We start from the raw sequence: 23,803 nt of genomic DNA, 5'->3' as shown, positions 1-23,803 counted from the left end.
GTCAGCGCACCACCAGGTCCTTGTGCGGGGGCTCTTCGAGGCGTACGGCGTGGGCGTGCGGGCCGAGCAGGAACGCGCGGAGCGTGTAGGGGCGCCGGATCCCGGCGGCCTCCACGGCCGCCTGGACGTCCCGGCTCACCGGCCCGCCGGTCAGCTCCCCGCCGCTCAGGCGCAGCACGGGCGTGCCGTCGTCGGGCGTGCGGGGCAGGGGCTCGGCGGCGGTGCGGGCGACGAGCAGGAGCTCGGGGAGGCCCGGCGCGGTCTCCCCGACGACTTCGGCCCGTACGGCGACCCGGCGGCGCCGGCCGGGGAACCGTCCGCCGAGGCGCTCGACCGTGTAGGAGACGGCGACGTCGGCCGGGATCTCCGCCTCGGCGGGCGGGGGCGGGAGCAGCACGTCGGCGTCGGTGACGGCGAGCGGTTCGGCCCGGAAGCGCGCCGCCGAACCGGTCACGTCGATGTGCAGCCCTTCGCGGAAGTACGTGCTCCGGCCGATCCTGCGCTCGTCGGTCCGGCCGTCCTGCCACCAGCGGACGAGGACGCGGTCCACCGCCCCCGGCCAGTCGAACGTCAGCCGGGCGCGGCCGGGTCCGACCCGGCGCACCGTCAGCGCCTCGACGGCCTCCGGGACGTCGACGCGCACGCTCGGGCCGGCCACGGCCCGCTCGCCGAGGACGGTGACGGCGGTGAGGCGGGCGGTGATGCCACGCGGAGGCCGGAATTCCGCCGATCCGGTGCCGGTGCCAGGGCCGGTGCCGGGGCCGGTGCCGGGCCATGGGAGTGGCGGTGGGAGCCGGTCGGCGGTGGTGGGCAGGTCCTCCCCGGCCCGTGGTGGCGGCCCCGGCCACTCCAGCAGGCGTACGTCGCCCCGGTCGCCGCCCGTCCAGCCGACGGTCAGGGTGCCCGGGGTGTCGCCGGGGCGTACGGTCAGGGCGGTCACGGCGTCGGGCCACGGGTGGACGGTCCGGCGGAGGACCAGCCCCGGCGAGCGGACCTCGCGACCGGCGGCGGTGCGGTAGACGCAGGCGATCCGGTACTCGTACGTGCCGGGCGCGAGGCCGTCGTCGCGGAAGCCGTGCGGGCTCGCGGCGATCTCGGTGGCGGTCGTCTCCGGACGTGGCCCGGTACGGACGACGGTGACGCGGTGGGCGCCGGGCGGGGTGCGCCACGCCGCGTCGACGCGTGCCCGGGCGTCGGACGCCCGCACGTCCTCGACTTCGGGGGCGATGAGTGCCTCGGGGCCGACGAGGGGGAGGCCCGCGATCCGCCCGTCGCCGCCGAGCGGCAGGACGGCGTGGCGGACGCGCTCGCCGAGGGGCGCGGCGGTGTCGGTGAAGGTGGATGTGCCGGTGGACGTGGCGGTGGCCTCCCCCAGCGTCACGGGGGCCTGCCCGGCGACGTACCGCAGGACCCGCCAGGCCCGTGCGTCCGGCCTCCAGCTCAACCGGGCGCCGTCCGGGCCGGGTTCGACGGTGAGGCCGCCGTCGGGGCGGCAGGTGAGGATGAGGCCGCGCAGGGCGTGGGGATCGTCCTCGGCGGTCCGCGCGGCGCGCAGGTAGCGCAGCGCGGCGGCCGACGCGTCCCCGGCCCGCCTCAGCGCGTCCGCTTCCTTCAGCAGGTCGTCCACGTGCCGGGCGCGGGCCTCGACCCGGGCGACGAGCAGGGCGAGCCCCTGGTCGTCCAGGGGCGTGGGCAACCGCCGGGCCAGGGCGCGGGCCTGCCGGACCCGGCGCTCGCGCCAGGCGTCCGGCAGGGTCTCGGCGGCGGTGCGCGCGGCGGGTTCGAGGCGTGGCGCGTGCCGGGCGGCGAAGGCGAGGGCCGTGGCCTCCGCCGGGTCGACGCCGAGGGCGACGGCGGCTTCGGGGCGGGAGCCTTGAGGGTCGTCCCGCAGCAGACGCAGGAGTTCGTAGAGGACGACGCGGCGCAGTCCCATCGGGTCCTCGGCGAGGACGGCGTCGTAGCGCGTCAGCAGCGCGTCCCACTCGGCCGGGCCGGTCGACGCGGCGCGGATCTCCGCGAGGCGGTCGCGGTCGACGTGGCGGGGCCGGCCGCCCCGGCCGGGTACGCGCAGCCCGTCGAGGACGAGGAACCGGACGGCCGCGCGCCCGCCGGGGGGAAACAGCCCGTCGGCGGCGTGCCGCAGCCCCAACGCCGCCTGCCGCTGCCGGAGATCGTCATAAGCGGGCACAAGAGGCGAGACCGGCATGTCCGGAAGTGCCTGCGGCAGCCCCAGGATCCCCCCGAACTCCCGCCCCATCCGCCGCCGCCCCCGCGTTCCGATATACGTACGACATGCCATCTCACCAGATCGGAAGGCTTATTGCCGAGGTTTTCGGCAAGATCGGCGCCGTGTGCCCGGTCACCGGGGTCATCCCGGCGTCGAGCCGGTGACGGTGGCGAGGGCTTGGTGGAGGGTGCCGTCGGCCGGGTGGTCCCGCCAGCGGGCGGCGATGTGGCCGTCGGGGCGGACGAGCAGCGCTCCGTGCGGGCCGAGTCCGCACACGTCGGCGTGCTCGCCGGGCAGGGGCTCGACGCGCAGCGGCCAGGGCGCGGCGGCCGCCTGGCCCTCCCAGCGGGCGGGGTCCGGGGTGAGGAGCGTGAACCACTCGCCGAGGGCGTCGAGCGTGGAGCGACGGTCCGTGAGCCAGAGGTGGGGCACGCGATGGCCCGGCTCGGCGGTGAGGACGTAGTCCGTTCCACTGTCCGTTCCGCTGTCGGACGACTGGGGGGCGACGCCATCAGCCAGGACGGCGGTGGAGCGGTACGTGACGCCGAGCAGGAGGCCGAGCTGGGCGAAGAACCGGTCCGTCCAGGGGAGTTCGACCTGCTCCGGCGCCTCTCCACCGGCCCGGAGCTGTTCGCGGCGCCGGTTCTGCACGCGGAGCATGAGCTGGGCGTTGGCCACCGCTTGCCGGAGCGTCCGCTCGGCGACGGGGTGTCGTTCCGCCTCGTACGTCTCCAACAGGTCCGGGCCGGCCCACCCGTTGAGCACCCCGGCCAGCTTCCAGCACAGGTTGTGCACGTCGGAAAGGCCGGTGTTCATGCCCAGGCCGCCCGTGATGGGCATCGCGTGCGCGGCGTCGCCGGCCAGCAGGATCCGGCCGTGGCGGAGGCGTTCGGCCACGAACGCGTTCATCACCCAGTGCTGGACCCGCACCACGTCCACCGGTACGTCGGCGCCGGAACCGAGGGCGCGCGAGACGAGCGCGGGCCAGTCGGCGCTCGCGGCGCCCTCGGGGGTCGGGGCGAACCAGGCCCAGCCGCCCTCGGGGTAGACCGGGGCGAACAGCCCGTGCGTGGTGAAGTAGAGCCCGGCGGGCCGGTCGGCGCACCAGCGGTCGAGGTCGGCGTCGAAGACGACGGTGGTGAAGTCCCCCAGCGCCCCGGTCCCGGTGGTGCCGATGCCCAGGAGCCGCCGGACGGTGGAGTTCGCGCCGTCGGTGGCGAGGACGTAACGGGCGCGGACGCGGGTCTCCGCGCCGGTCCGGTGGTCGACGAGCGAGGCGACGACGAACTCCGCTCCCCGGCCCTGGTCCAGGGCGACGAGTTCGGTGCCGAAGCGCATCGGTGCGCGCGCCGCGCCGAGCAGGGTGGGTTCGAGCCGGTCCTGGGAGGTGACCACGCCGATCACGGGGCTCTCGGGGACCGGCGCGTTGACGCCGATCATCGCCGCCGTCGCGAAGTCGCGGTCGTGGAGGGTGTCGCGGAAGCGGATGCAGCCGTACCGGGGCGCGAACGCGGCGTCCGCGATCCCGTCGGCGAGCCCGAGCCCGCGGAAGATCTCCATGGAGCGCACGTTGACCAGCCGCGAGCGGGGGAAGGGGGAGAGCTCGGCGCGTTTCTCGACGAGCAGGGTCCGTACGCCCCAGCGCTCCAGGAGCGCCCGGGCGGTGAGACCGACCGGCCCACCGCCGACGATCAGTACGGGCAGTGGGTCGTCGTCATCGCTGCCGCCGTCGGGCATGGGCATGTCCGTCATGGCAGCAATCTTCCGCACCGGGCAGCCGTCCGCAATGCCGATCCGCGCTGTCAGCCGCCGACGTTGCCGACGTTACGCGCCGACGTACGCCGCGAGGTGCTCGCCGGTGAGGGTGGAGCGGGCGGCGACGAGGTCGGCGGGGGTGCCCTCGAAGACGATCCGGCCGCCGTCGTGACCGGCACCGGGGCCGAGGTCGATGATCCAGTCGGCGTGCGCCATGACCGCCTGGTGGTGCTCGACGACGATGACGGACTTGCCGGAGTCGACGAGCCGGTCGAGCAGGCCGAGCAGTTGCCCGACGTCGGCGAGGTGGAGGCCGGTGGTCGGCTCGTCGAGGACGTAAACGCCGCCCTTGTCGGCCATGTGGGTGGCCAGCTTCAGCCGCTGCCGCTCGCCGCCGGACAGCGTGGTCAGCGGCTGGCCGAGGCTGAGGTAGCCGAGCCCGACGTCCGCGAGCCGCTGGAGGATCCGGTGCGCGGCGGGGGTGCGGGCCTCGCCGGAGCCGAAGAACTCCTCGGCCTCGGTCACCGGCATCGCGAGCACCTCGCTGATGTCGCGGCCGCCGAGGTGGTGCTCCAGCACGGATGCCTGGAACCGCTTCCCCTCGCAGTCCTCGCAGGTGGTGGCGGTGCCCGCCATCATCGCCAGGTCCGTGTAGACGACGCCCGCGCCGCCGCAGGTGGGGCAGGCGCCCTCGGAGTTGGCGCTGAACAGCGCCGGTTTGACGCCGTTGGCCTTCGCGAACGCCTTGCGGATGGGGTCGAGCAGGCCGGTGTAGGTGGCCGGGTTGCTCCGGCGCGAGCCGCGGATCGGCGTCTGGTCGACGGACACGACACCGTCGTCGGCGGGGATCGATCCGTGCACGAGCGAGCTCTTTCCGGAGCCGGCGACTCCGGTGACGGCGACGAGCACCCCGAGCGGGATGTCGACGTCGACGCCGCGCAGGTTGTGCGCCGTGGCGCCACGGATCGCGAGGACGCCCGTGGGCTCCCGCACGGCCTCCTTGAGGGCGGTCCGGTCGTCGAGATGCCGGCCGGTGACGGTGCCGCAGGCCCGCAGCCCCTCGACGGTGCCCTCGAAGCAGACGGTGCCGCCCTCCGTACCGGCGCCGGGGCCGAGGTCGACGACGTGGTCGGCGATCGCGATCGTCTCCGGCTCGTGCTCCACGACGAGCACCGTGTTGCCCTTGTCCCGCAGCCGCAGCAGCAGGTCGTTCATCCGCCGGATGTCATGGGGGTGGAGGCCGGTGGTGGGCTCGTCGAAGACGTAGGTGACGTCGGTGAGGGAGGAGCCGAGGTGGCGGACCATCTTGACGCGCTGCGCCTCGCCGCCCGACAGGGTGCCCGCGGGCCGGTCGAGCGAGAGGTAGCCGAGGCCGATCTCGGAGAACGAGTCGAGGCTGTGCCGGAGCCTGTCGAGCAGCGGCCCCACCGACGGCTCGTCGAGGCCGCGTACCCATGCGGCCAGGTCGCTGATCTGCATCGCGCACGCGTCGGCGATGCCGACCCCGTCGATCTTCGACGACCGGGCCCCTTCGCTGAGCCGGGTGCCGTCGCAGTCGGGGCAGGTGGTGAAGGTGACCGCCCGGTCAACGAACTCCCGGACGTGCGGCTGCATGCCCTCCCGGTCCTTGGCGAGCATCGACTTCCGGATGCGCGGGATCAGACCCTCGTAGGTCATGTTGATGCCCGCGATCTTCATCCTGGTCGGCTCGTGGTGGAGGAAGTCGTGCAGCTCCCGCTCGGTGAACTTCCGGATCGGCTTGTCCGGGTCGTAGAGGCCCGACTCGCTGTAGAGCCGGTGGTTCCAGCCGCCCGCCTTGTACCCGGGGACGGTGAGCGCGCCCTCGGAGAGCGACTTGGAGTCGTCGAAGAGCTGGGTGAGGTCCAGATCGGTGACCGCGCCCCGGCCCTCGCAGCGCGGGCACATCCCGCCGGTGCGGCTGAACGTCGCCTTCACCGCCTTGCGGGCCCCGCGCTCCACCGTGATCGCCCCGCTCGCCCGCACCGAGGGCACGTTGAAGGCGAACGCGCTGGGCGGCCCGATGTGCGGCTTGCCCAGCCGGCTGAAGAGGATGCGCAGCATCGCGTTGACGTCGGTCGCCGTGCCGACCGTGGAACGGGGGTCGCCGCCCATCCGCTGCTGGTCGACGCTGATCACGGTCGTCAGCCCGTCGAGGACATCCACCTCGGGGCGCGCGGTGGTGGGCATGAAGCCCTGGACGAACGAGCTGTAGGTCTCATTGATCAGCCGCTGCGACTCCGCGGCGATCGTGTCGAACACCAGCGAGCTCTTGCCCGAACCGGAGACGCCGGTGAACACGGTCAGCCGGCGCTTGGGGATCTCGATGCCGACGTCCTTGAGATTGTTCTCGCGCGCGCCGTACACACGGATCAGATCGTGACTGTCGGCGACGTGCGGGACGGGCGCCGGCGCCGTCGTGTCCGTCGTCCTGGACCTGGCCATCGCGTCTCCATCCGCCGGACGTCCGATCCGCTCCATCCGATCCGCTCCAGGAGAACACAGGATTCAGCGGGATTCAGAAGGCCGAGTGGGCGAACCAGTGGGCGAGCAGCTCACGGTCGCCCTCCAGGCGGAAGGCGTCACTCTCGCGGTCCAGGCGGCCGTAGAGAAGCAGGAGCAGGTCCGCCGCCGTTCCCCGGACCGTGGCGTCCGCGGTGTCCGGCCCGGTGGTGCCCGTTCCGGCGGGCACCAGGCCGAAGCCGTCGGGGCGCAGGCGGATCAGCCAGTCGCCGGACCCGTCGCCGTCGCCGTCCGTGCAGCAAAAACGGACGGTCCGGTCGGGGGCACGCAGTTCGGCGGTCCGCGGCGCGAAGAGGGACGCGAACGGCAGGTTGGTGAGGAACTCGTCGATGCCGTCCACGGCCAGTTCGCGGTCGATGCGCGGGGAGAGCCCGAGGGCGCGTTCGGCGTCGGCCCGGTGGACGAGGGTCTCGAAGAGCATGCGGCGGGCCCAGAACCGGGCGTGCTGGTCGAGCCCCCAGGCCCACATGGGCGCGTCCAGGTCGGTGGCGGCGAAGACCTCGGCGGCCTGTGCGGCGCCGTCGGTCAGCCAGTCCGGGTAGCCGTCGGGGTGCTCCGGCAGGCGCAGGTCGACCTCCCGGCTGGTCGGCGGCTGCTGGACGCGCCGGCGCAGCAGCTCGGTGAACCAGCGGTGCACATGGCCGGTGTGCCGGGTCAGGTCGGCCAGGGTCCAGCCCGGGCAGGACGGCACCGGGGTGGAGAGGTCCGCTGCCTTGACCGTGGCGACGAATCGGGCCGTCTCGGCCACGACGGCAGCGCCGTGCTGGGCGGGGTTCATGCCGATGTCCCTCCGTTGGTGACGCCCCGGGGGCCGCCCGGGTGACGCCCTGGTCGAGAAAAACAGAAAAACCCCAGCTCAGCTGGGGTTTTTCGCTGTGTCCGAGGGGGGACTTGAACCCCCACGCCCGATAAAGGGCACTAGCACCTCAAGCTAGCGCGTCTGCCATTCCGCCACCCGGACCAGGTGTCTGTCTCTGCGGGGCGTTCCCCGCGGCGACATGGATAACTCTATCAAGGATTCGGAGTGCCTTTCACCAGGGATTTCTTCCGGAGCATAGGGTCCGTACATGGGCAATACGGGACACCCTCCCCGCTCCCCCGCGCCCGGTCGCGCTCCCCGGCGCTCGCCGCGGCCGTTGTCGCCGCTGCGGGAGCATCTGCGGGACACGTTCTGGTTCGCCCCGACCGCGGGGCTGGTGGGGGCCGTCCTGCTGGCCCTGGGCGTGCTGGAGCTGGACGGGCTGCTCGTCGAGGCGCTGCGGGAGCAGGGGGCGTACGACGACATCGCGTCGCTGATCGCGGTCGCCGACGACCTGAAGGGGATCATCACGACGGTGGGCTCGGCGATGCTCACCTTCATCGGTGTGGTCTTCTCGATCTCGCTGGTCGCCCTCCAGATGGCCAGTGGCCAGATGACGCCCCGCGTGGTGCGGCTGTACGTCCGCAGCCGGATCACCAAGTGCACGTTCACGGTGTTCCTGGCGACGTTCCTGTTCGCGCTGATGGTGCAGGCGGCGTACGAGTCCGGGGACGATCCCCGGACGATCACCACGGTGCCGGTGATCTCCGCCTCGATGTGCGGGCTGCTGGTGCTGCTGAGCCTGGCGCTGTTCGTCGCCTATGTGAACTCGACGCTGCGGCTGATGCGGGTGAGCCACGTCATCGACCGGATCACCCGGGAGTCGTTCCGGGTGATCGACAGGCACGCGGTGGCGGAGGCCGGGCCGCCGGAGCTGCCGGCCGTCGGGGGCGAGGTGGTGCACCGGGGGCGGGCGGGGGTGCTGCGGGACGTGCACATCGCCCGGCTGGTGCGGGTGGCGCGGCGGCACGGGCTGGTGCTGCGGCTGATCCCGCGCATCGGGGACTTCGTCGTGCCCGGCACGCCGGTGCTGACCGTGCACGGGGGCCCGCCGCCGCCCGCGCGGGCGCTGCGGTACACGGTGTCGGTCGGGGTGGAGCGCACGTTCCACCAGGACCTGGGGTTCGGGCTGCGGCAGCTGTCGGACATCGCCCAGCGGGCCCTGTCCCCCGCCGTCAACGACCCGACGACCGCCGTCGCCTGCCTGGACCGGATCACCCAGTTCCTGGCGGCCGTCGCCGGGCGGCCGCTGGGGACGCTCCACCACCGCGACCGCCGGGGCCGGGTGCGGCTGGTGCGGGACCTGCCGGGGTGGACCGACCTCGTGGACCTCGGCTTCGCGGAGATCCGCGGCTGCGCCACCCGCAGCCCGCAGGTCACCCGCCGTCTCATGGCCGCCCTCGACGACCTGCGGCTGCTCGCCCCCGAGGATCGGCGGACGCCCCTGGAGCGGCACCGTACGCTCCTGGTCCACGCCGTGGAGGGGGCGGTGCGGGAGTCGGCGGACCGGGCGTTCGCGCTGCGGCCCGACCGGCAGGGGGTCGGCAGGTCGGCGCCCGGCGAGGCGTGAGAGCGTTGCCCGGACAGACCGCAGGCATGGCCACATCCGACATCCGACCGTGGGGGCTGATCGATTTGGGACGGGTGACCGCACGCCGCCGCGTGATACGGGTCCGCGACGGGGCCGTGAACGCCCGCCCGGACACCCTGGTGACGGAGGAGCCGCTGGAGATCCGGCTGAACGGCAAACCGCTGGCCATCACCATGCGCACCCCCGGCGACGACTTCGACCTCGCCGCCGGCTTCCTCGTCAGCGAGGGCGTCCTGGGCAGCGCGGACGAGCTGGCGAACATCGTCTACTGCGCCGGTGCGACCGCCGACGGCGGCAACACCTACAACGTCGTCGACGTCCGGCTGGCCCTTGGCGTCCCCGTCCCCGACATCACCCTCGAGCGCAACGTCTACACCACCTCCTCCTGCGGCCTGTGCGGCAAGGCCAGCCTGGACGCGGTGCGCACCACCGCCCGCTGGCCCGTCACCGACGGCCCGGCGCCGCTGCGGCTCGCGCCGGAGCTGCTCTACGCGCTCCCCGACCGGCTGCGCGAGGCGCAGCGCGTCTTCGACCGCACCGGCGGCCTCCACGCGGCGGCCCTCTTCTCGCCCGACGGCGAGCTCCTGGACGTCCGCGAGGACGTGGGCCGGCACAACGCCGTCGACAAACTCGTGGGCGCCGCGCTGCGCCAGGGGCGGCTGCCGCTGGCCGGGAGCGTGCTGATGGTCTCCGGGCGCGCCTCGTTCGAGCTGGCGCAGAAGGCCGTCATGGCCGGGATCCCGGTCCTGGCGGCGGTCTCGGCGCCGTCGTCGCTCGCCGTCGACCTGGCGGCGGAGACGGGGATGACGCTGATCGGGTTCCTGCGGGGCTCGTCGATGAACATCTACGCCGGGGAGCAGCGCGTGGCGCTGTGAGATCCGCGCGCTGTGCGCTCCTGGCGCGTGGCGCTTCCGTCAGGCGCGGGGCGGGCGGGCCCGCCAGCGGCCGCTGAGTCTGCCCAGCACCCCGAAGCGGTCCCACTCGTGGAACATCTCCGCCCACGGGCCGCCGACCTGCCGCAGACAGCGGCGGATCTCCTCGACGTCCTCGGTGGACATCCGGCGCACCTCGGGCCGCAGCACCGAGTTGAGCAGCTCGGTGCGGATCTCGTCCCAGACCGGGGTGACGTCGGGCGCGGTGTGCCAGGCGACGAAGCAGACGGCGGCGTAGGTGGGGGTGCGGCGCAGCAGGTCGCGCACCTCGTCGCCCTGCGCCTCGCGGGCGTAGGCGTGGAGCAGGTACTCGTCCTCGGCGAGGACGAGGTCGGGCAGCTCGCCGGGGGCCGGGGGCGGGTCCATGCACAGCAGGTGGCGGGCCAGGGCGTCGCCGAGCCGCTCCTCGATGCCGGCCTCCAGCGGCTCGGCCTGGCGGCGCAGGCTCACCACGCGCGCGGCGCAGCCGGGCAGGGCGGCGCCGGTGGCGAGGTCCCCGGCCTGTTCGAGGAGGAGCAGGGCGGCGTGCTCGCGCGGCGGGAGTTCGGTGCCGTCGCCGAGGACGCTCTTGAGGAGGGTCTTGGCCAGGCGGGGCGCCACGGGGTCGTCGGGGGTGCCGGTGAGCGCCGCCCGGACGAAGGGCTCGTCCAGGCCGGCGGCGTGGACGGCGCCCGGCGCGATGCCCTCCAGCAGGACGACGGCCTCCAGGGTGCCGAGCGGTTCGTCGCCCCAGACGAGGCGGTAGGCCGTGCGCAGGACGGACGGGGTGTCCTGGTACTCGGGCCCGGCGGTCTTCACCAGGGCGTGCAGCAGGGCCGGGCGGTCCTCGTAGTCGGAGTGGACGTCGGCGTAGCTGTCGGTGTGGTCGTCGATGTGGTCGTCTTCGTGGCAGGTGGTGTGGTGAGTGCCGCTGTCGGCGTCGTGGTGGCCCGCGTCGTGGCCGGCTCTGTCCCTCGCGGCGCTCTCGGACCGGCGCAGGGCGGACATCGGCATGGCGGCGGCCATCCGGAGGTGGGGGCGCCCGGCGAGGTCGGCGCGAGGGAGCTCGGCGGCGAGGAGGCGGGTGATGGGGCGGGGGTCGTCGGTGGCGGCGGTGTGGTCGAGGGAGTCGAGCACGGCGGTGCGCAGCCGGGGGTGGGCGTCGAGGGCGGCCCGTACGACCTTGCGGTCCGGGGATGCCTCGTCGAGCAGGGCGGCGGTCAGCCGGGCGGTGAGCACGGGCAGGACGGCCTCGTGCTCGACCCGCAGGGCCTCGGCCAGGCGCAGGAGCGTGAGGAAGCGGACGAGCGGGGTGTCGGGCGAGTCGGCCGCCCGGACCAGCTCGGACCGCAGGTCGCGTCTGAGGGGGGCGGCGGCCGACCGGCAGGAGGGCGCGGCGAACTCCTCGGTGAGCGCGGCGAGGACCGTCCATTCCTCGGGCGTGCGGTCGGTGCCGCCGGCGGCGAGGGTGGCGAGCAGCCGGGCCCGCAGGGCGGTGTCGAGGCTGTCGCCGGGCGCGTGACCGCGGGCCCAGCGGGCGGCGGCCGTACGGCCGTTCGAGTCGAGGGGGATGCCTTCGCGGGCGGCGAGGGCGGCGAGCCGGTCGGCCTCGTCGCCGGGGCCGCGCCCGCCGCCGAGGCCCAGGGGGACGCCCGTCCGGCGCGTCGCCTCGGCGAACAGGGCGGGCTGGCCCGCCAGCCAGATCCGGGCCGCGACGGACGCCCACAGGTCCCGCTCGGCGCGGGCGGGGCTGGAGGGGCCGCCGGTGCAGTCGTGGACGCGGTAGCGGTGCTGGGCGGAGGCGGAGACGTGGTCGAAATCGGCGTCGGGGAAGGCGCCGACGATCTGCTGCCGGGCGAGCATGGGGTGCCGGGTGTACGTGGTGAAGGTGAGCCGGTCGGCGAGGTCGCGCGGCAGGACGGCGCTGGCGACGGCGACCCAGTACGCGGTGGCGGCGCTGTCCCGCTCGATGACGAGGAGCTGCTGGGCGTCGGGGGTGCGGAAGAGCGTCCGGACGTCGGCGAGGAAGGGTTCGAGGCGCTCGGCGCGGGCGCGGACGAACTCGAGCAACCCCTGTTTGTCGATGCGCCGGGCGGGGACGAACCCGGCCAGCGGCTCGGGGGCGCCCCCCTCGGGCGTGCGATCGGACCAGGACGGGGACTCCCATGCCTCGATGGGCAGCAGGCCGCCGGGCAGCCGGGCGCCCTCGGGCAGGCGCACGGCGTGGGCGTGGAAGTTGCCGTGCCGGCCGGCGCGCCCGGGGCCGGTGCGGACGGTGCGGCACAGCAGCCTGCTGCCGTCGGAGAGGCGGTTGTGGCTGAACGCCACGGGGAAGTCGGCGAGTTCCTCGGTGGAGGGGCAGTCGGGGGCGTCGTGGGGCGGTTCGTAGCCGATGAGCTGCTCCGCCTCCCCCAGCAGGGTGATGGGCAGTTCGGGGCTGGCGGCGGTGAAGCGGAAGCCGGAGCCGTCGGGGGCCGTGGCGGCGGTCGAGGTGTAGTGCAGCTGCTGGAGATTCACCTGACACCTCGTCTCGCCTCGGCCCACTTGTATATGTTCTCCAGCCCTGTGTAACGGGTGGTCGGCCCGGACGGGCCGCCGCCACGCCTCTGACCTCCCACCGTCTTCCCACGGTCGCCCCACTTGCGGGTGACATCCCACCAGATCCGGGGCGTCGGCGCCCGGACTTTGACGGGAAGTTCAGCCGCCGTCCCGGTCGCTGCCGCTGTTCCGGACTCCGCCGCCGTCCCGGTGGGTCAGCTGCCGCCGTCCCGGTCTCCGCCCGGCGGGTTGTCCGTCACGACGCGGGAGAGGAGGGCCAGGAAGAGCTCGCGCTCGGCGGGGGTGAGCGCGGCGAGGAGGGCCTCGTTCGCCTCGTCGCCGAGTTCGGTGAGGCGGGCGAGCCGGCGGCGGCCGGCGGGGGTGAGCGCGATGGCGTTCTTCCGGCGGTCGGCGGGGTCGGGCGTCCGGGTGACGAGCTCCTGGGCCTGGAGGTCGTTGAGGATGCCGACCATGTCCTTGGGGTCGAAGCCGGTGGTGCGGCCGAGCTCGGCCTGGGCGACGGGGCCGAGGTCGGCGACGGCGGAGAGCACGGCGTGGTGCGGCATCCGCATGCCGTCCTGGGCGAGCGCCTCGGCCACGAGGCGGCGGCCGCGCGCGGAGGCGCGGTTGAGCAGCCAGCTGGGGAGGGCCTGGATGCGGGTGAGGGCGGGCTCGTCGTCTGCCATGGGACGAGCCTAACCGAAACCGTTGGACTTCCCAATGAAGTCGTGTAGCGTAGGGGCTACCAACGTTGGGGGTTCCAATGAATTCCCGGCCTGACTGTGCGGAGGTGCGAAGGTGCGTACGCGAGGTGTGCGAGGTATGCGACGGGTCCGGTATGCGGAGAACGGCGGCCCCGAGGTCCTGCGGGTCGAGGAGGCGGCCGTGCCCGAGCCCGGGCCCGGCGAGGTGCTGGTGCGCGCCGAGGCGATCGGCGTCACGCTGCCCGTCGTCCGCAAGCTCCGCGAGGGCGGGCTGCCGCTGCCGACGGGCCCGGGCGGCGAGGTGGCCGGGGAGATCGTGGCCATCGGCGCGGAGGTGGCGGGCTTCGCCGTCGGGGACCGGGTGACGGGGCTGTGCTTCACCGACGCCTTCGCCGATTTCGCCGTCCTTCCTGCGGCGATGCTCTCGCCGGTCCCCGAGGGCGCGAGCGCGGTCGACGCCGTGGCGCTGGTGCGGTGCGGGCTGGTCGCCCTGGGGGCGTACGAGGCGGCGCGGCCGACGGCGGGCGAGTCGGTGCTGGTGACGGCCGCGGCCGGCGGCTCGGGGCACCTGGCGGTGCAGCTCGCCAAGGCGCGCGGGGCCGGCCGGGTGGTCGCGGCGGTGAGCTCGGCCGACAAGGCGGAGTTCGCCCGGTCGCTGGGCGCGGACGAGGTGGTGACGTACGGGGACGAGTCCTGGGGCGACCCGGTGGACATCGTGCTCGACGCGGTCGGGGGCGAGCTGCTCTCCCCCGCCGTCGCCGCCCTCGCATCGGGCGGCCGGCTGGTGCCCTACAGCTCCGGCGGCGGGACGATCGAGGCGTACGACCTGCTGGTGGGCGCGAAATCGGCCATCGGCTTCCAGATGGCCCTCATAGCCCGTGGGCGGCCCGAGCTGATGGAGCGATGGCGGCGGGAGCTGTGGGAGCTGTTCGCGGCGGGGCGGATCCGGCCCCGGGTGGACTGCGAGCTGCCCCTGGAGGACGTGGCGAAGGCTTTCGGCATCATCGAGTCGCGCGCCAACCGCGGCAAGGTGATTCTGCGACCCGTGTGAGCGCATATGGCGTCCGGTCCTTGTGAGAGGAAGGCCCGCCCCGTACGTTGACCCACCGGACACGTGGGGCCGCCCCGACGGCCTTGACGCGAAAGGGACGGGCCATGGCGGCGCATCCTTCCTCCCCCGGCACCTCCGACAGCCCCGACGGAGGATCCGCCGACAGCCCTGACGAAGAGTCCGCCGGAAGACCGGACGGGAGACCGGACGGGCGGTGGAGGGTCGGGCGGCGGCGCGGCGCCCCTTTCCGATCCCCCTTCCCATCCCGATTCCCCTTCCCATCCCGATTCCGCTTCCGATCCCGCTTCCGTGCCGCCGCCGTGTTCGTCCTCGCCGGCGCGTTGCTGGCTCTCCTTCTGCGGCCCGGGGCGGCCGGAGCCGCCGGGGCGACGGAGGATCCGGTCGGGCCGGGAGGGGCCGGGTTCGACGAGCGGGTCCTCTTCCGGGCCGACCAGGACCCCGGCTACGCCTGCTACCGCATCCCGGCCATCGTCACCACCACCCATGGCACCCTCCTCGCCTTCGCCGAAGGGAGAAAGGACAACTGCGGTGACGCCACCGACATCGATCTCGTGCTCAAACGGTCCACCGACGGGGGCCGCAGCTGGGGGCCGCTCCAGGTCGTCGATCCGGGCCGGGGCGACACCCACGGCAACCCCGCGCCGGTCGTGGACCGCCGGACCGGCCGGATCGTGCTCGCCACCACCTACAACGAGGGCCGTGAGGACGCCGGGAACTGCGACGTGCCCTGCGACCGCACCCCCCATCTCCAGTACAGCGACGACGACGGCGTCAGCTGGTCGTGGCCGCGCGACGTCAGCGAGGAGATCCGGCCCCCCGGCTGGAACTCCTGGTACGCCACGGGTCCCGGGCACGGCGTCCAGCTCGGCCACGGCCCCCATGAGGGGCGGCTGGTCATCGGCCTCAACGCCGAGAGCCACGACGGCACCCGCACCTCCGCCAACCACGCGGCACTCGCCCTCAGCGACGACGGCGGGGCCCACTGGCGGCTGGGCGCGGTCGACACGTACCCCGTCGCGGCCGACCGGACGTACCGTCAGAAGCCCTCCGAGCTGACGCTCGCCGAGCGGAGCGACGGCGCGGTCTACGCGGGCGGGCGCGAGCAGGACGGCACGGAGCTGGGCAACCGGGACGACGCCGTGAGCGGGGACGGCGGGGAGAGCTTCGACGCGCCGTTCCGGCCCCTTCCCGACCTCTACTCCCCCATGGTGCAGGGGGCGGTGCTCCCACTGCGGCCCGGGCGCTGGCTGTTCTCGGCACCGGCCGACCCGGACCGCCGCCGCACGATGACCGTCCGCTCCTCCTACGACGAGGGGCGCACCTGGGAGAGCGCCGAGCGGGGGCGGCGGGTCACCGCCGACTGGTCCGGCTACTCCGACATGGCGGTCATCGGGCCGGACACGACCGGTCTGCTCTACGAGGCGGGCAAGGCCGACGCCCGCCAGGAGATCCGCTTCGCGCGGTTCACCGAGGAGTGGCTCGGCCCCCGGCGCGGCCCGGACCCGACGACGCCGGACCGGGCGCCCGGCGGCACCGGGGCGTACGTCCTCGGGGGCGCCCGTCCGGTCGGGGGCCGGTTCGGGGGCGGGCTCGGCTTCGACGGGACGGACTCCGCCGTGCGCCTGCCCTACCGGACCGCGCTGCCGCTGGGCACCCGGGACTTCACGGCTGCCTTGTGGTTCCGCTACCGGGCGGCGGCAGTCAGGGACGAGCAGCCCCTGCTGTGGATGGGCGGGGTCGGGGGCGCACCGCAAGTGGCGCTGCGCGGGGAGCCGGGCACCGGCCGGGTGACCGGCCAGGTGACGGCGCTGGCGCCGGGCCCGGGCCCGTCCCGTACGGCGACGGTACGGTCGGCCGGCGCGTACGGCGACGGGCGCTGGCACCATGCGGCCCTGCGGCGTTCCGGCGGCCGGCTGACCCTCACCGTGGACGGCGCGTCGGCGTCGGTGCCGGACGTCCCGGGGTCGGTGAGCCGCAACTCGACGTTCGGGGTACACCTGGGCCAGAAGCCGGACGCCCGCGCGTTCCTGACGGGTGATCTGGACGAGGTACGGGTCTACGGCCGGGCCCTGACCGACGCGGAGCTGGCGGCGGTACGCGCCCGCAACGCGCCGGTCGCCGGCCGGGACGCGGTGCTGTGGCTGCCGCTGGACCGGATCGACGGCGGCTGAGCGATGCGCCCCGTAGGGGCGCGGGGAACTGCGCGACCAGCCCCCACCGGCCCGCAGGTGAACGAATCGACCTCCGCGCGGAGCGCTCACGCTCCGCCCCGCGCGGAGGCGGTTTCCATCGCCGAGCCCGCCGGCTCCGCCGGCTGGGCGACCGGCTCGCGGCCGAAGCGTTTCGCCAACACCGCGCCCACCATCAGCTGGAGCTGGTGGAAGAGCATCAGCGGCAGGACGGCCAGGCTCGCCTGGGCGCCGAAGAGGACGGTGGCCATGGGCAGCCCGCTCGCGAGGCTCTTCTTCGAGCCGGCGAAGGTGATGGCGATACGGTCCTCGCGGCCGAAGCCGAGCCCGCGCGAGCCGACCGTGGTGAGGGTCAGCATCACGGCCAGCAGGACGGCCTCGACACCCACCAGTACCACCAGCCGCCACGGCGAGACCTGTTGCCAGACGCCGCGCACCATGCCCGCGCTGAAGGCCACATAGACCACGAGGAGGATGGAGCCCCGGTCGACGAGCCCCAGCACCCGGCGGTGCCGGGTCAGGAAGCCGCCGATCCAGCGGCGCAGCAGCTGCCCGGCCAGGAAGGGCACGAGCAGGCGCAGCACCACCGACAGCAGCGAGTCCAGTGAGACCCCGGCGCCGCTGCCGCCCAGGAGCAGGGCCGCCAGCAGCGGGGTGAGGACGATGCCGGCGAGGCTGGAGAAGGTGCCCGCGCAGATCGCCGCCGCGACGTTGCCGCGCGCCAGCGAGGTGAAGGCGATCGAGGACTGGACGGTGGAGGGCGTCAGGCACAGGAAGAGCAGCCCGGTGTAGAGCTCCGGGGGCAGGACGTGGGGCACGAGTCCCCGGGCGGCGAGGCCGAGCAGCGGGAAGGCCAGGAACGTGCAGGCGAGGACCGTCAGGTGCAGCCGCCAGTGGCGCAGCCCGTCCATCGCCTCGCGGGTGGAGAGCTTGGCGCCGTAGAGGAAGAACAGCAGCGCCACCGCGCCCGTGGAGGCCCCGTCGGCGACGGTCGCGGCCGGGCCGCGTACCGGCAGGAACACCGCGAGCAGCACCGTGCCCAGCAGCGCTGCTATATAGGGGTCGACGGGGAGACGGGAGAGAAGACGGCGCATGCCTCCCACCCTCTCCGGCCGACCGCTCATCGGGAACCCCGTACACCGCTCTGACTGCTATCACGGATTGCGATAACCCGCTAACGTCGGTGGACGTGTTCGATCCCGTGCAGTTGCGCACCTTTCTGGCCGTCGCCCAGACGCTGAGCTTCACCCAGGCCGCACGGCGGCTGGGTGTGCGGCAGTCGACGGTGAGCCAGCAGGTGCGCCGGCTGGAGGAGGCCGCCGGGCGGCAGTTGTTCTCCCGGGACACTCACAGCGTGCGCCTCACCGAGGACGGCGAGGCGATGCTCGGTTTCGCGAGAACGATCCTGGAGGCCCATGAGCGCGCCGCGCACTGGTTCGCGGGGGCGCGGCCCCGGGGGCGGCTGCGCTTCGGGGCGTCGGAGGACTTCGTGCTGACCCGGCTGCCGGAGGTCCTGGAAGGGTTCCGGCGCCATCACCCCGAGGTGGACCTGGAGCTGACCGTCGAGCTCTCCGGGCATCTGCTGAAGCGGCTCGCGGCCGGGCGCCTCGATCTCGTCCTGGCCAAACGGCATCCGGCCGACGAGCCCATGGCGCCGGACCCCGGGGCCGACGAGACCCATGGCCGGCTGGTCTGGCGCGACCGGCTCGTGTGGATCGGCGCCGAGGGCACCCGCCCCGACCCGCGCCGCCCGCTGCCGCTGGTGCTCTTCCCGCCCCCGGCCGTGACCCGCGCCCGGGCCCTGGAGGTGCTGGAGCGGCACGCCCGCGCCTGGCGGGTGACCTGCACCAGCGGCAGTCTCAACGGTCTGGTGGCCGCCACCCGGGCCGGGCTCGGGGTGATGGCCCACGCCCAGGGGATGATCCCGCCGGGGCTCGTCCGCCTCCCGGCCGGCGCCGGGCTGCCGGACCTCGGCGGGATCGACGTCGTCCTGCTGCACGGCGCGGGCGCCCGGCGGGAGGGGCCGGTGCGCGACAGCGCGGAGGCCCTCGCGGACGCGATCCTGGCGGCGGGCGACCGGCTCCACTCCGGTTGACCTCCGCTCCGGTTGACCTCCACTCCGCTCGACCTCCCCTCCCGTTGACCTCCGCTCCGGTTGACCGCCCCCGGGACCGGGTACGGTCACGGCGCTGTGCCACGTCCGCGACAGCTGTGCCACGTGGCGAGGGCTGTGCCGCGTCCGCGAGGAGCGAGAGGTTGCGCGAGTTCACCGTGCCGTCCCTGGTGACGGCGCCCCCTGTCGGGGGGCTGGCGGACGTCGTCTTCGACCATGCCGCCGAGGATCCCGACCGGGTGGCGCTGAGCCGGGCCGAGGGCGGCGTGTGGCGGGACGTGACCGCGGCCGCCTTCCGGGACGAGGTGCTGGCGCTGGCCAAGGGCCTGCTCGCCCAGGGCGTCCGGTTCGGCGACCGGGTGGCCGTCATGTCCCGCACCCGCTACGAGTGGACGCTGTTCGACTTCGCGCTCTGGAGCGTCGGCGCCCAGCCCGTCCCGGTGTATCCCACCTCCTCCCCCGATCAGGTCCTGCGGATGCTGCACGACGCGGAGGTCACCGCCTGCGTCGTCGAGCACGAGGACCACGCGATGACCATCGGCTCCGTCATCGACCGCCTCCCCCGGCTCACCCGCCTCTGGCAGCTGGACGCGGGCGCGGTCGACGAGCTCACGGGCGCCGGGGCCCGGATCCGCGACGAGGTCGTCCACCGCCACCGGATGGCGCTCACCCCCGGCTGCCCCGCCACCGTCGTCTACACCTCGGGCTCCACGGGCCGCCCCCGGGGCTGTGTCCTCACCCACGGCAACTTCATGGCCGAGAGCGACAACGTCCTCCGCCGTTACGAGCGGGTCTTCCGCTCCCGACCCGGCGAGCAGGCGTCCACCCTCCTCTTCCTCCCCCTCGCCCATGTCTTCGCCCGCATGGCGCAGGTGGCCGCGGTCCGGGGCCGGGTCAGGCTGGGCCACCAGCCGCGGCTGACCGCCGCCGCCCTCCTGCCGAGCCTCCGCTCCTTCCGCCCGACGTTCGTGCTCGCCGTCCCCTATGTCCTCGAGGGCCTCTTCGCCGCCGCCCGGCGCGCCGCCGAGCGGGAGGGCCGGGGCGGGCCGTTCGAGAAGGCCGTCGACGTCGCGGTGCGCTACGCGCGGGCGCTGGAGGACCGGGCCTTCGGCACCGGGCCGGGCCCCAGCACGGCGCTCCGCGTCCGGCACCAGGTCTTCGACAGGCTCGTCTACGCCAGGCTGCGCGAGGAGCTCGGCGGCCGGGTGCGGTACGCGATGTCGGGCGGCTCCGCGCTGGAGCGGCGCCTCGGGCTGTTCTTCGCGGGGGCCGGGGTGACCGTCCTCGAGGGGTACGGGCTGACGGAGACCACCGGCGCCGCCGTCGCCAACCCGCCCGAGCGGACCCGCTTCGGCACGGTGGGCCGGCCCGTGCCCGGCACGAGCGTGCGGATAGCCGACGACGGCGAGGTGCTGCTCCGCGGCGATCAGGTGTTCGCGGGCTATCTGGGGGACGAGCGCGCCACCGGCTCCGCGCTCCGGGACGGCTGGCTGGCCACCGGCGACCTGGGGACGCTCGACGAGGACGGCTATCTGACGATCACCGGGCGGAAGAAGGAGATCCTGGTGACCTCCGGGGGCAAGAGCGTCTCGCCCCTCGTCCTGGAGGAGCGGGTGCGCTCCCATCCGCTGGTCGCCCAGTGCCTCGTGGTGGGCGACGACCGCCCATACGTCGGCGCGCTCGTCACCCTGGACCGGGAGGGGGTGGCGCACTGGCTCGCCATGCGGGACGTGCCCCGGCCCACCACCTTGGCCGAACTGGTGCACGATCCCGAGCTGGAGGCCGAGATCCGGCGGGCCGTGGTGGCCGCCAACACCCTCGTCTCGCGGGCCGAGTCCATCCGCGCCTTCCGCATTCTGCCCGGCCCCTTCACCGAGGAGCAGGGGCTGCTGACGCCGACGCGCAAGCTGCGGCGCAAGGCCATAGAGAAGGCATACGCCGATGAGGTGGAAGCGCTCTACTCCCCCTGACGCTCCTCCGGTCCCTTCCGATCCCTTCCGATCTCCTCCGATGGCGGGAGCGGGAATGCGACCGATGACGTTCCGGTTGACCCTGGAGCAAGTGCATATCCGAACGTAAGGATCGACTGCTGTGAGCAAGGTCCCCACCATCACCCTCAACAACGGCGTCGAGATGCCCCAGCTGGGCTTCGGCGTGTGGCAGGTCGCCGACGACGAGGCGACCGCCGCCGTCTCGACCGCCCTCGAAGCGGGGTACCGCAGCATCGACACCGCCGCCATCTACGAGAACGAGACGGGCACCGGCAAGGCCCTCGCCGCCTCCGGCATCGCCCGTGACGAGCTGTTCGTCACCACCAAGCTGTGGAACAGCGCGAACGAGACGTGGACGCGCGACAACGTGCTGCGGGAGTTCGACGCCTCCCTGGCCAAGCTGGGCCTGGACTACGTCGACCTCTACCTCATCCACTGGCCCCGGGCCATGCGCGAGGACTACGTGACGATCTGGCGCGCCTTCGCGGAGATCGCCGCGAGCGGCCGCGCCAAGGCGGTCGGTGTGTCCAACTTCCACGCGCCCCAGCTTGAGCGCGTGATCGCCGAGACCTCCCTGGTCCCGGCCGTCAACCAGATCGAGCTGCACCCCGACTTCGCGCAGACCGAGCTGCGTGCCGTGCACGCGCGCCACGGCATCGCCACCGAGGCCTGGTCCCCGCTGGGCCAGGGCCGCGACCTGCTGGGCGACCCGGTCCTCGCGCGCATCGGCGCCAAGCACGGCAAGTCGGCCGCCCAGGTCGTCCTGCGCTGGCACCTGCAGGTGGGCAACGTCGTCATCCCGAAGTCGGTGACGCCGTCCCGCATCCGCGAGAACTTCGACGTCTTCGGCTTCGAGCTGGACGCCGACGACCTCGCGGCGATCGCCGGCCTCGACGCCGGCAACCGGCTCGGCCCCAACCCGGACGAGTTCGACTGGAGCTGATCGACCGGCCGGTCCCACCGGGCACGCGCCCGGTGGGACCGGCCGTCAGCGCGCTCCGTGGCCCGGGGCGACCGCCTCGATCCTGCGGGCCAGCTCCACGTCCAGCCCCGTCACCTTGCCGCCCACACTGTGGGTGTTCACGGCGAGGGTCACGGTGTTGTAGCCGAGCGTCAGGTCGGAGTGGTGGTTCAGCTCCTCCTGGATCTGGGCGATGTGCATCACCATGGCCGCCGCCTGGAAGTGGCCGTCGAAGGTGTAGCGGCGGGTGATCCGGTCGCCTTCCGCGGACCAGCCGGGGAGCTCCTGGAGGCGAGACTCCACGTCCTTCTGCGAGAGCGGTTCGACTGCCATCACGCATCCCTTCGTTCTCGTCGCCCGACCGGCGAGGGACCTGCCACTCCAGCGTCCCATGGGGCGGCAGCGCTTTCACGCCAATGTGCGGCGGATGGCACAGCCGCGTCGGCGGCGCCCTTCCGGGACGTCTGGGACCCTCTTATGCTCCTGCGCCGGGCATGACACGTTACCGGGCAGGGGGCTGTGGCATGGCGGATCGCACACGCAGAGGGTTCATCGGCGGCGCGGCGGCCGTCACGGCGACGGCGGCACTCGCGGGGACGGCCCACGCCGCGCCCCGCGGCGCCGCCAAGAAGGCCGGACGGCGCGTCGCCGTCCTCGGGGGTGGTGTCGCCGGGCTGACGGCCGCCCATGAACTGGCCGAGCGCGGCTTCGAGGTGACGGTCTACGAGCGCAAGTCCGCGCTCGGCGGCAAGGCGCGCAGCATGGACGTGCCGGGCAGCGCGAAGGGCGGCCGCAAGCCCCTGCCCGGCGAGCACGGCTTCCGTTTCATCCCGGGTTTCTACCGCAATCTCCCCGATACCCTGCGCAGAATCCCCTTCAAGGGCAATGCGAACGGCTGCCACGACAACCTCGTGCCCTCAAGCGAGGTCATGCTGGCCCGCACCGGTGGGCGGGAGGACCTCCGCATCCCCTTCGGCACCATCGGCTCGCCGCCGCCCCTCCTCACCCCGGACGCGCTGCTGCGGGCGCTGACGGCCTACTGCGAGACGTTCTCCCGGCTGCGGGCCCATGAGATCGCGTACTTCGCGAACCGGCTGCTGGTCTGGTTCACCAGCGGCGAGCGCCGCCGGCTGGAGTCCTGGGAGCGCGTCCCGTGGATGGAGTTCACCGGGGCCGCGCGGATGTCGGCCGACTACCGGCAGCTGCTGGCCATCGGCATCACCCGCAACATCGTCGCGACCAAGGCGGAGGTCGCCAGCACCCGGACCGTCGCGACCTGCGTCGAGGCCTTCCTCTACAACGCGCTGGGCCGGGGCGCCGACGGCGAGCCCGACCGGGTCCTCGACGCGCCCACCAACGAGGCGTGGATCGACCCGTGGACCGACCGTCTGCGCTCGCTGGGCGTGGTGTTCCACACCGGCTGGTCCGTGACGGACCTGCGGCTGGAGGGCGGCCGGATCACCGAGGCCGTACTGGAGGACGCGGGCGGCGCCCGGCAGGCGGTGACCGCCGACCACTTCGTCTCCGCGATGCCGGTCGAACACGCCCGGCGGACCTGGAACGAGCAGGTCCGGGCGGCCGACCCCCGGCTCGCGCGCTGCGACAGACTCAAGACGGACTGGATGACGGGCATCCAGTTCTATCTCACGGAACCCACCCCGATCATCCACGGCCACATCAATCACATCGACACGCCATGGTCGATCACCTCCGTCAGCCAGGCCCAGTACTGGCGCGGCCGGGACTTCCGGGCCGACTACGGCGACGGCACGGTCGCGGACTGCCTCTCCGTGGACGTCTCCGAATGGGACCGCCCCGGCATCCTCTACGGCAAGCCCGCCAAACGCTGCACCCGCGAGGAGGTCGCCCGCGAGGTCTGGGCCCAGATGAAGGCCGGACTCAACGACACCGGGCGCCCGGTGCTGCGCGACGCGACGCTCCACTCGTGGTTCCTGGACCCGGCCGTGGAGCTGGACGGCACCCGCGCGAGCAACGACGAACAGCTCTTCATCCACCCCACCGGCACCTGGTACGACCGCCCCGAGGCCCGCACCGCCATCCCCAACCTCTTCCTCGCCGGGGACTACGTGGCCGTCGACATCGACCTGGCCACCATGGAGGGCGCCAACGCCGCCGCGCGCGCCGCCGTCAACGCCCTCCTGGACGAGACCGGCTCCCGCGCCGAGCGCTGCGCCGTCATCCCCCTCTACCGGGCACCGGAACTGGAGCCGTTCCGGCGCCAGGACGAACTCCGGCACCGGCTGGGCCTGCGCAACGTCTTCGACCTGGGCTAGCGCGAGGCGTGACCGCCGCGACACGCGGTCTCCCGGACCCGAGTGCGCGGGTCCGGG

The 23,803-nt window shown here is 73.9% G+C and carries 16 protein-coding genes and 1 tRNA gene; 8 read left to right on the top strand and 9 right to left on the bottom strand.

Going from position 1 to position 23,803, the window contains the following annotated elements:
- Nucleotide 1: 1 nt before the first annotated feature.
- The 5 genes from ACX9I7_RS04720 to ACX9I7_RS04700 all read right to left on the bottom strand — a co-directional run bounded on the left by ACX9I7_RS04720 (nt 2) and on the right by ACX9I7_RS04700 (nt 7,484).
- Nucleotides 2–2,206, bottom strand: a complete 2,205-nt coding sequence (locus ACX9I7_RS04720) for a hypothetical protein (protein ID WP_459386571.1) — start codon at nt 2,204–2,206, stop codon at nt 2–4.
- A gap of 162 nt (nt 2,207–2,368) precedes the next feature.
- The gene (locus ACX9I7_RS04715) at nt 2,369–3,979 is read right to left on the bottom strand and encodes an FAD-dependent monooxygenase (protein WP_459386570.1); all 1,611 of its coding nucleotides are present in this window, start codon (nt 3,977–3,979) and stop codon (nt 2,369–2,371) included.
- A gap of 72 nt (nt 3,980–4,051) precedes the next feature.
- Nucleotides 4,052–6,445: an ATP-binding cassette domain-containing protein gene (locus ACX9I7_RS04710; protein WP_459386569.1), complete on the bottom strand. Its 2,394-nt coding sequence runs from the start codon at nt 6,443–6,445 to the stop codon at nt 4,052–4,054.
- Between the two features lie 73 nt (nt 6,446–6,518).
- A complete protein-coding gene (locus ACX9I7_RS04705) occupies nt 6,519–7,301 on the bottom strand; it encodes a maleylpyruvate isomerase family mycothiol-dependent enzyme (RefSeq protein WP_459386568.1) in 783 nt (260 codons plus the stop codon).
- 98 nt (nt 7,302–7,399) lie between these two features.
- Nucleotides 7,400–7,484, bottom strand: a tRNA-Leu gene (locus ACX9I7_RS04700).
- A gap of 106 nt (nt 7,485–7,590) precedes the next feature.
- Here ACX9I7_RS04700 and ACX9I7_RS04695 point away from each other — a divergent pair.
- Nucleotides 7,591–8,952, top strand: a complete 1,362-nt coding sequence (locus tag ACX9I7_RS04695) for a DUF2254 domain-containing protein (RefSeq protein ID WP_459386567.1) — start codon at nt 7,591–7,593, stop codon at nt 8,950–8,952.
- Between the two features lie 65 nt (nt 8,953–9,017).
- Nucleotides 9,018–9,848: a formate dehydrogenase accessory sulfurtransferase FdhD gene (fdhD, locus tag ACX9I7_RS04690; RefSeq protein WP_387568369.1), complete on the top strand. Its 831-nt coding sequence runs from the start codon at nt 9,018–9,020 to the stop codon at nt 9,846–9,848.
- Between the two features lie 39 nt (nt 9,849–9,887).
- On the opposite strand, the gene ACX9I7_RS04685 is transcribed toward fdhD, so the two are convergent.
- Both ACX9I7_RS04685 and ACX9I7_RS04680 read right to left on the bottom strand, forming a co-directional pair.
- A complete protein-coding gene (locus ACX9I7_RS04685) occupies nt 9,888–12,401 on the bottom strand; it encodes a GTPase-associated protein 1-related protein (protein WP_387567427.1) in 2,514 nt (837 codons plus the stop codon).
- 236 nt (nt 12,402–12,637) lie between these two features.
- Nucleotides 12,638–13,108: a MarR family winged helix-turn-helix transcriptional regulator gene (locus tag ACX9I7_RS04680; protein WP_387567425.1), complete on the bottom strand. Its 471-nt coding sequence runs from the start codon at nt 13,106–13,108 to the stop codon at nt 12,638–12,640.
- 136 nt (nt 13,109–13,244) lie between these two features.
- On the opposite strand from ACX9I7_RS04680, the gene ACX9I7_RS04675 reads away from it, so the two are divergent.
- Nucleotides 13,245–14,177 carry a quinone oxidoreductase family protein gene (locus ACX9I7_RS04675; RefSeq protein WP_459386566.1) on the top strand — a complete coding sequence of 311 codons (933 nt, stop codon included), beginning with the start codon at nt 13,245–13,247 and terminating at the stop codon, nt 14,175–14,177.
- Between the two features lie 320 nt (nt 14,178–14,497).
- Complete coding sequence (locus ACX9I7_RS04670; protein ID WP_459386565.1) at nt 14,498–16,369, top strand: exo-alpha-sialidase; 1,872 nt, start codon at nt 14,498–14,500, stop codon at nt 16,367–16,369.
- A gap of 86 nt (nt 16,370–16,455) precedes the next feature.
- On the opposite strand, the gene ACX9I7_RS04665 is transcribed toward ACX9I7_RS04670, so the two are convergent.
- Nucleotides 16,456–17,481: a bile acid:sodium symporter family protein gene (locus ACX9I7_RS04665; protein ID WP_387567419.1), complete on the bottom strand. Its 1,026-nt coding sequence runs from the start codon at nt 17,479–17,481 to the stop codon at nt 16,456–16,458.
- 95 nt (nt 17,482–17,576) lie between these two features.
- Here ACX9I7_RS04665 and ACX9I7_RS04660 point away from each other — a divergent pair, with 95 nt between their 5' ends.
- The 3 genes from ACX9I7_RS04660 to ACX9I7_RS04650 all read left to right on the top strand — a co-directional run bounded on the left by ACX9I7_RS04660 (nt 17,577) and on the right by ACX9I7_RS04650 (nt 21,434).
- A complete protein-coding gene (locus tag ACX9I7_RS04660) occupies nt 17,577–18,482 on the top strand; it encodes a LysR family transcriptional regulator (RefSeq protein WP_459386564.1) in 906 nt (301 codons plus the stop codon).
- Nucleotides 18,483–18,643: 161 nt separating this feature from the next.
- Nucleotides 18,644–20,470, top strand: coding sequence for an AMP-dependent synthetase/ligase (locus ACX9I7_RS04655; RefSeq protein ID WP_459386563.1), 1,827 nt, complete (start codon nt 18,644–18,646; stop codon nt 20,468–20,470).
- A gap of 121 nt (nt 20,471–20,591) precedes the next feature.
- Nucleotides 20,592–21,434: an aldo/keto reductase gene (locus tag ACX9I7_RS04650; RefSeq protein WP_358625136.1), complete on the top strand. Its 843-nt coding sequence runs from the start codon at nt 20,592–20,594 to the stop codon at nt 21,432–21,434.
- A gap of 45 nt (nt 21,435–21,479) precedes the next feature.
- Here ACX9I7_RS04650 and ACX9I7_RS04645 read toward each other — a convergent pair whose 3' ends face one another.
- Complete coding sequence (locus tag ACX9I7_RS04645) at nt 21,480–21,785, bottom strand: 4a-hydroxytetrahydrobiopterin dehydratase (protein ID WP_459386562.1); 306 nt, start codon at nt 21,783–21,785, stop codon at nt 21,480–21,482.
- A gap of 191 nt (nt 21,786–21,976) precedes the next feature.
- Between ACX9I7_RS04645 and ACX9I7_RS04640 the strand changes: the two genes are divergently transcribed.
- Nucleotides 21,977–23,746: a hydroxysqualene dehydroxylase gene (locus ACX9I7_RS04640; protein ID WP_459386561.1), complete on the top strand. Its 1,770-nt coding sequence runs from the start codon at nt 21,977–21,979 to the stop codon at nt 23,744–23,746.
- Nucleotides 23,747–23,803: the final 57 nt, after the last annotated feature.

The sequence above is a fragment of the Streptomyces sp. L500 genome (genome assembly GCF_054551825.1).
Note: the sequence above shows the minus strand (reverse complement) of the source record. Positions and strands in the feature narration are given on the sequence as shown.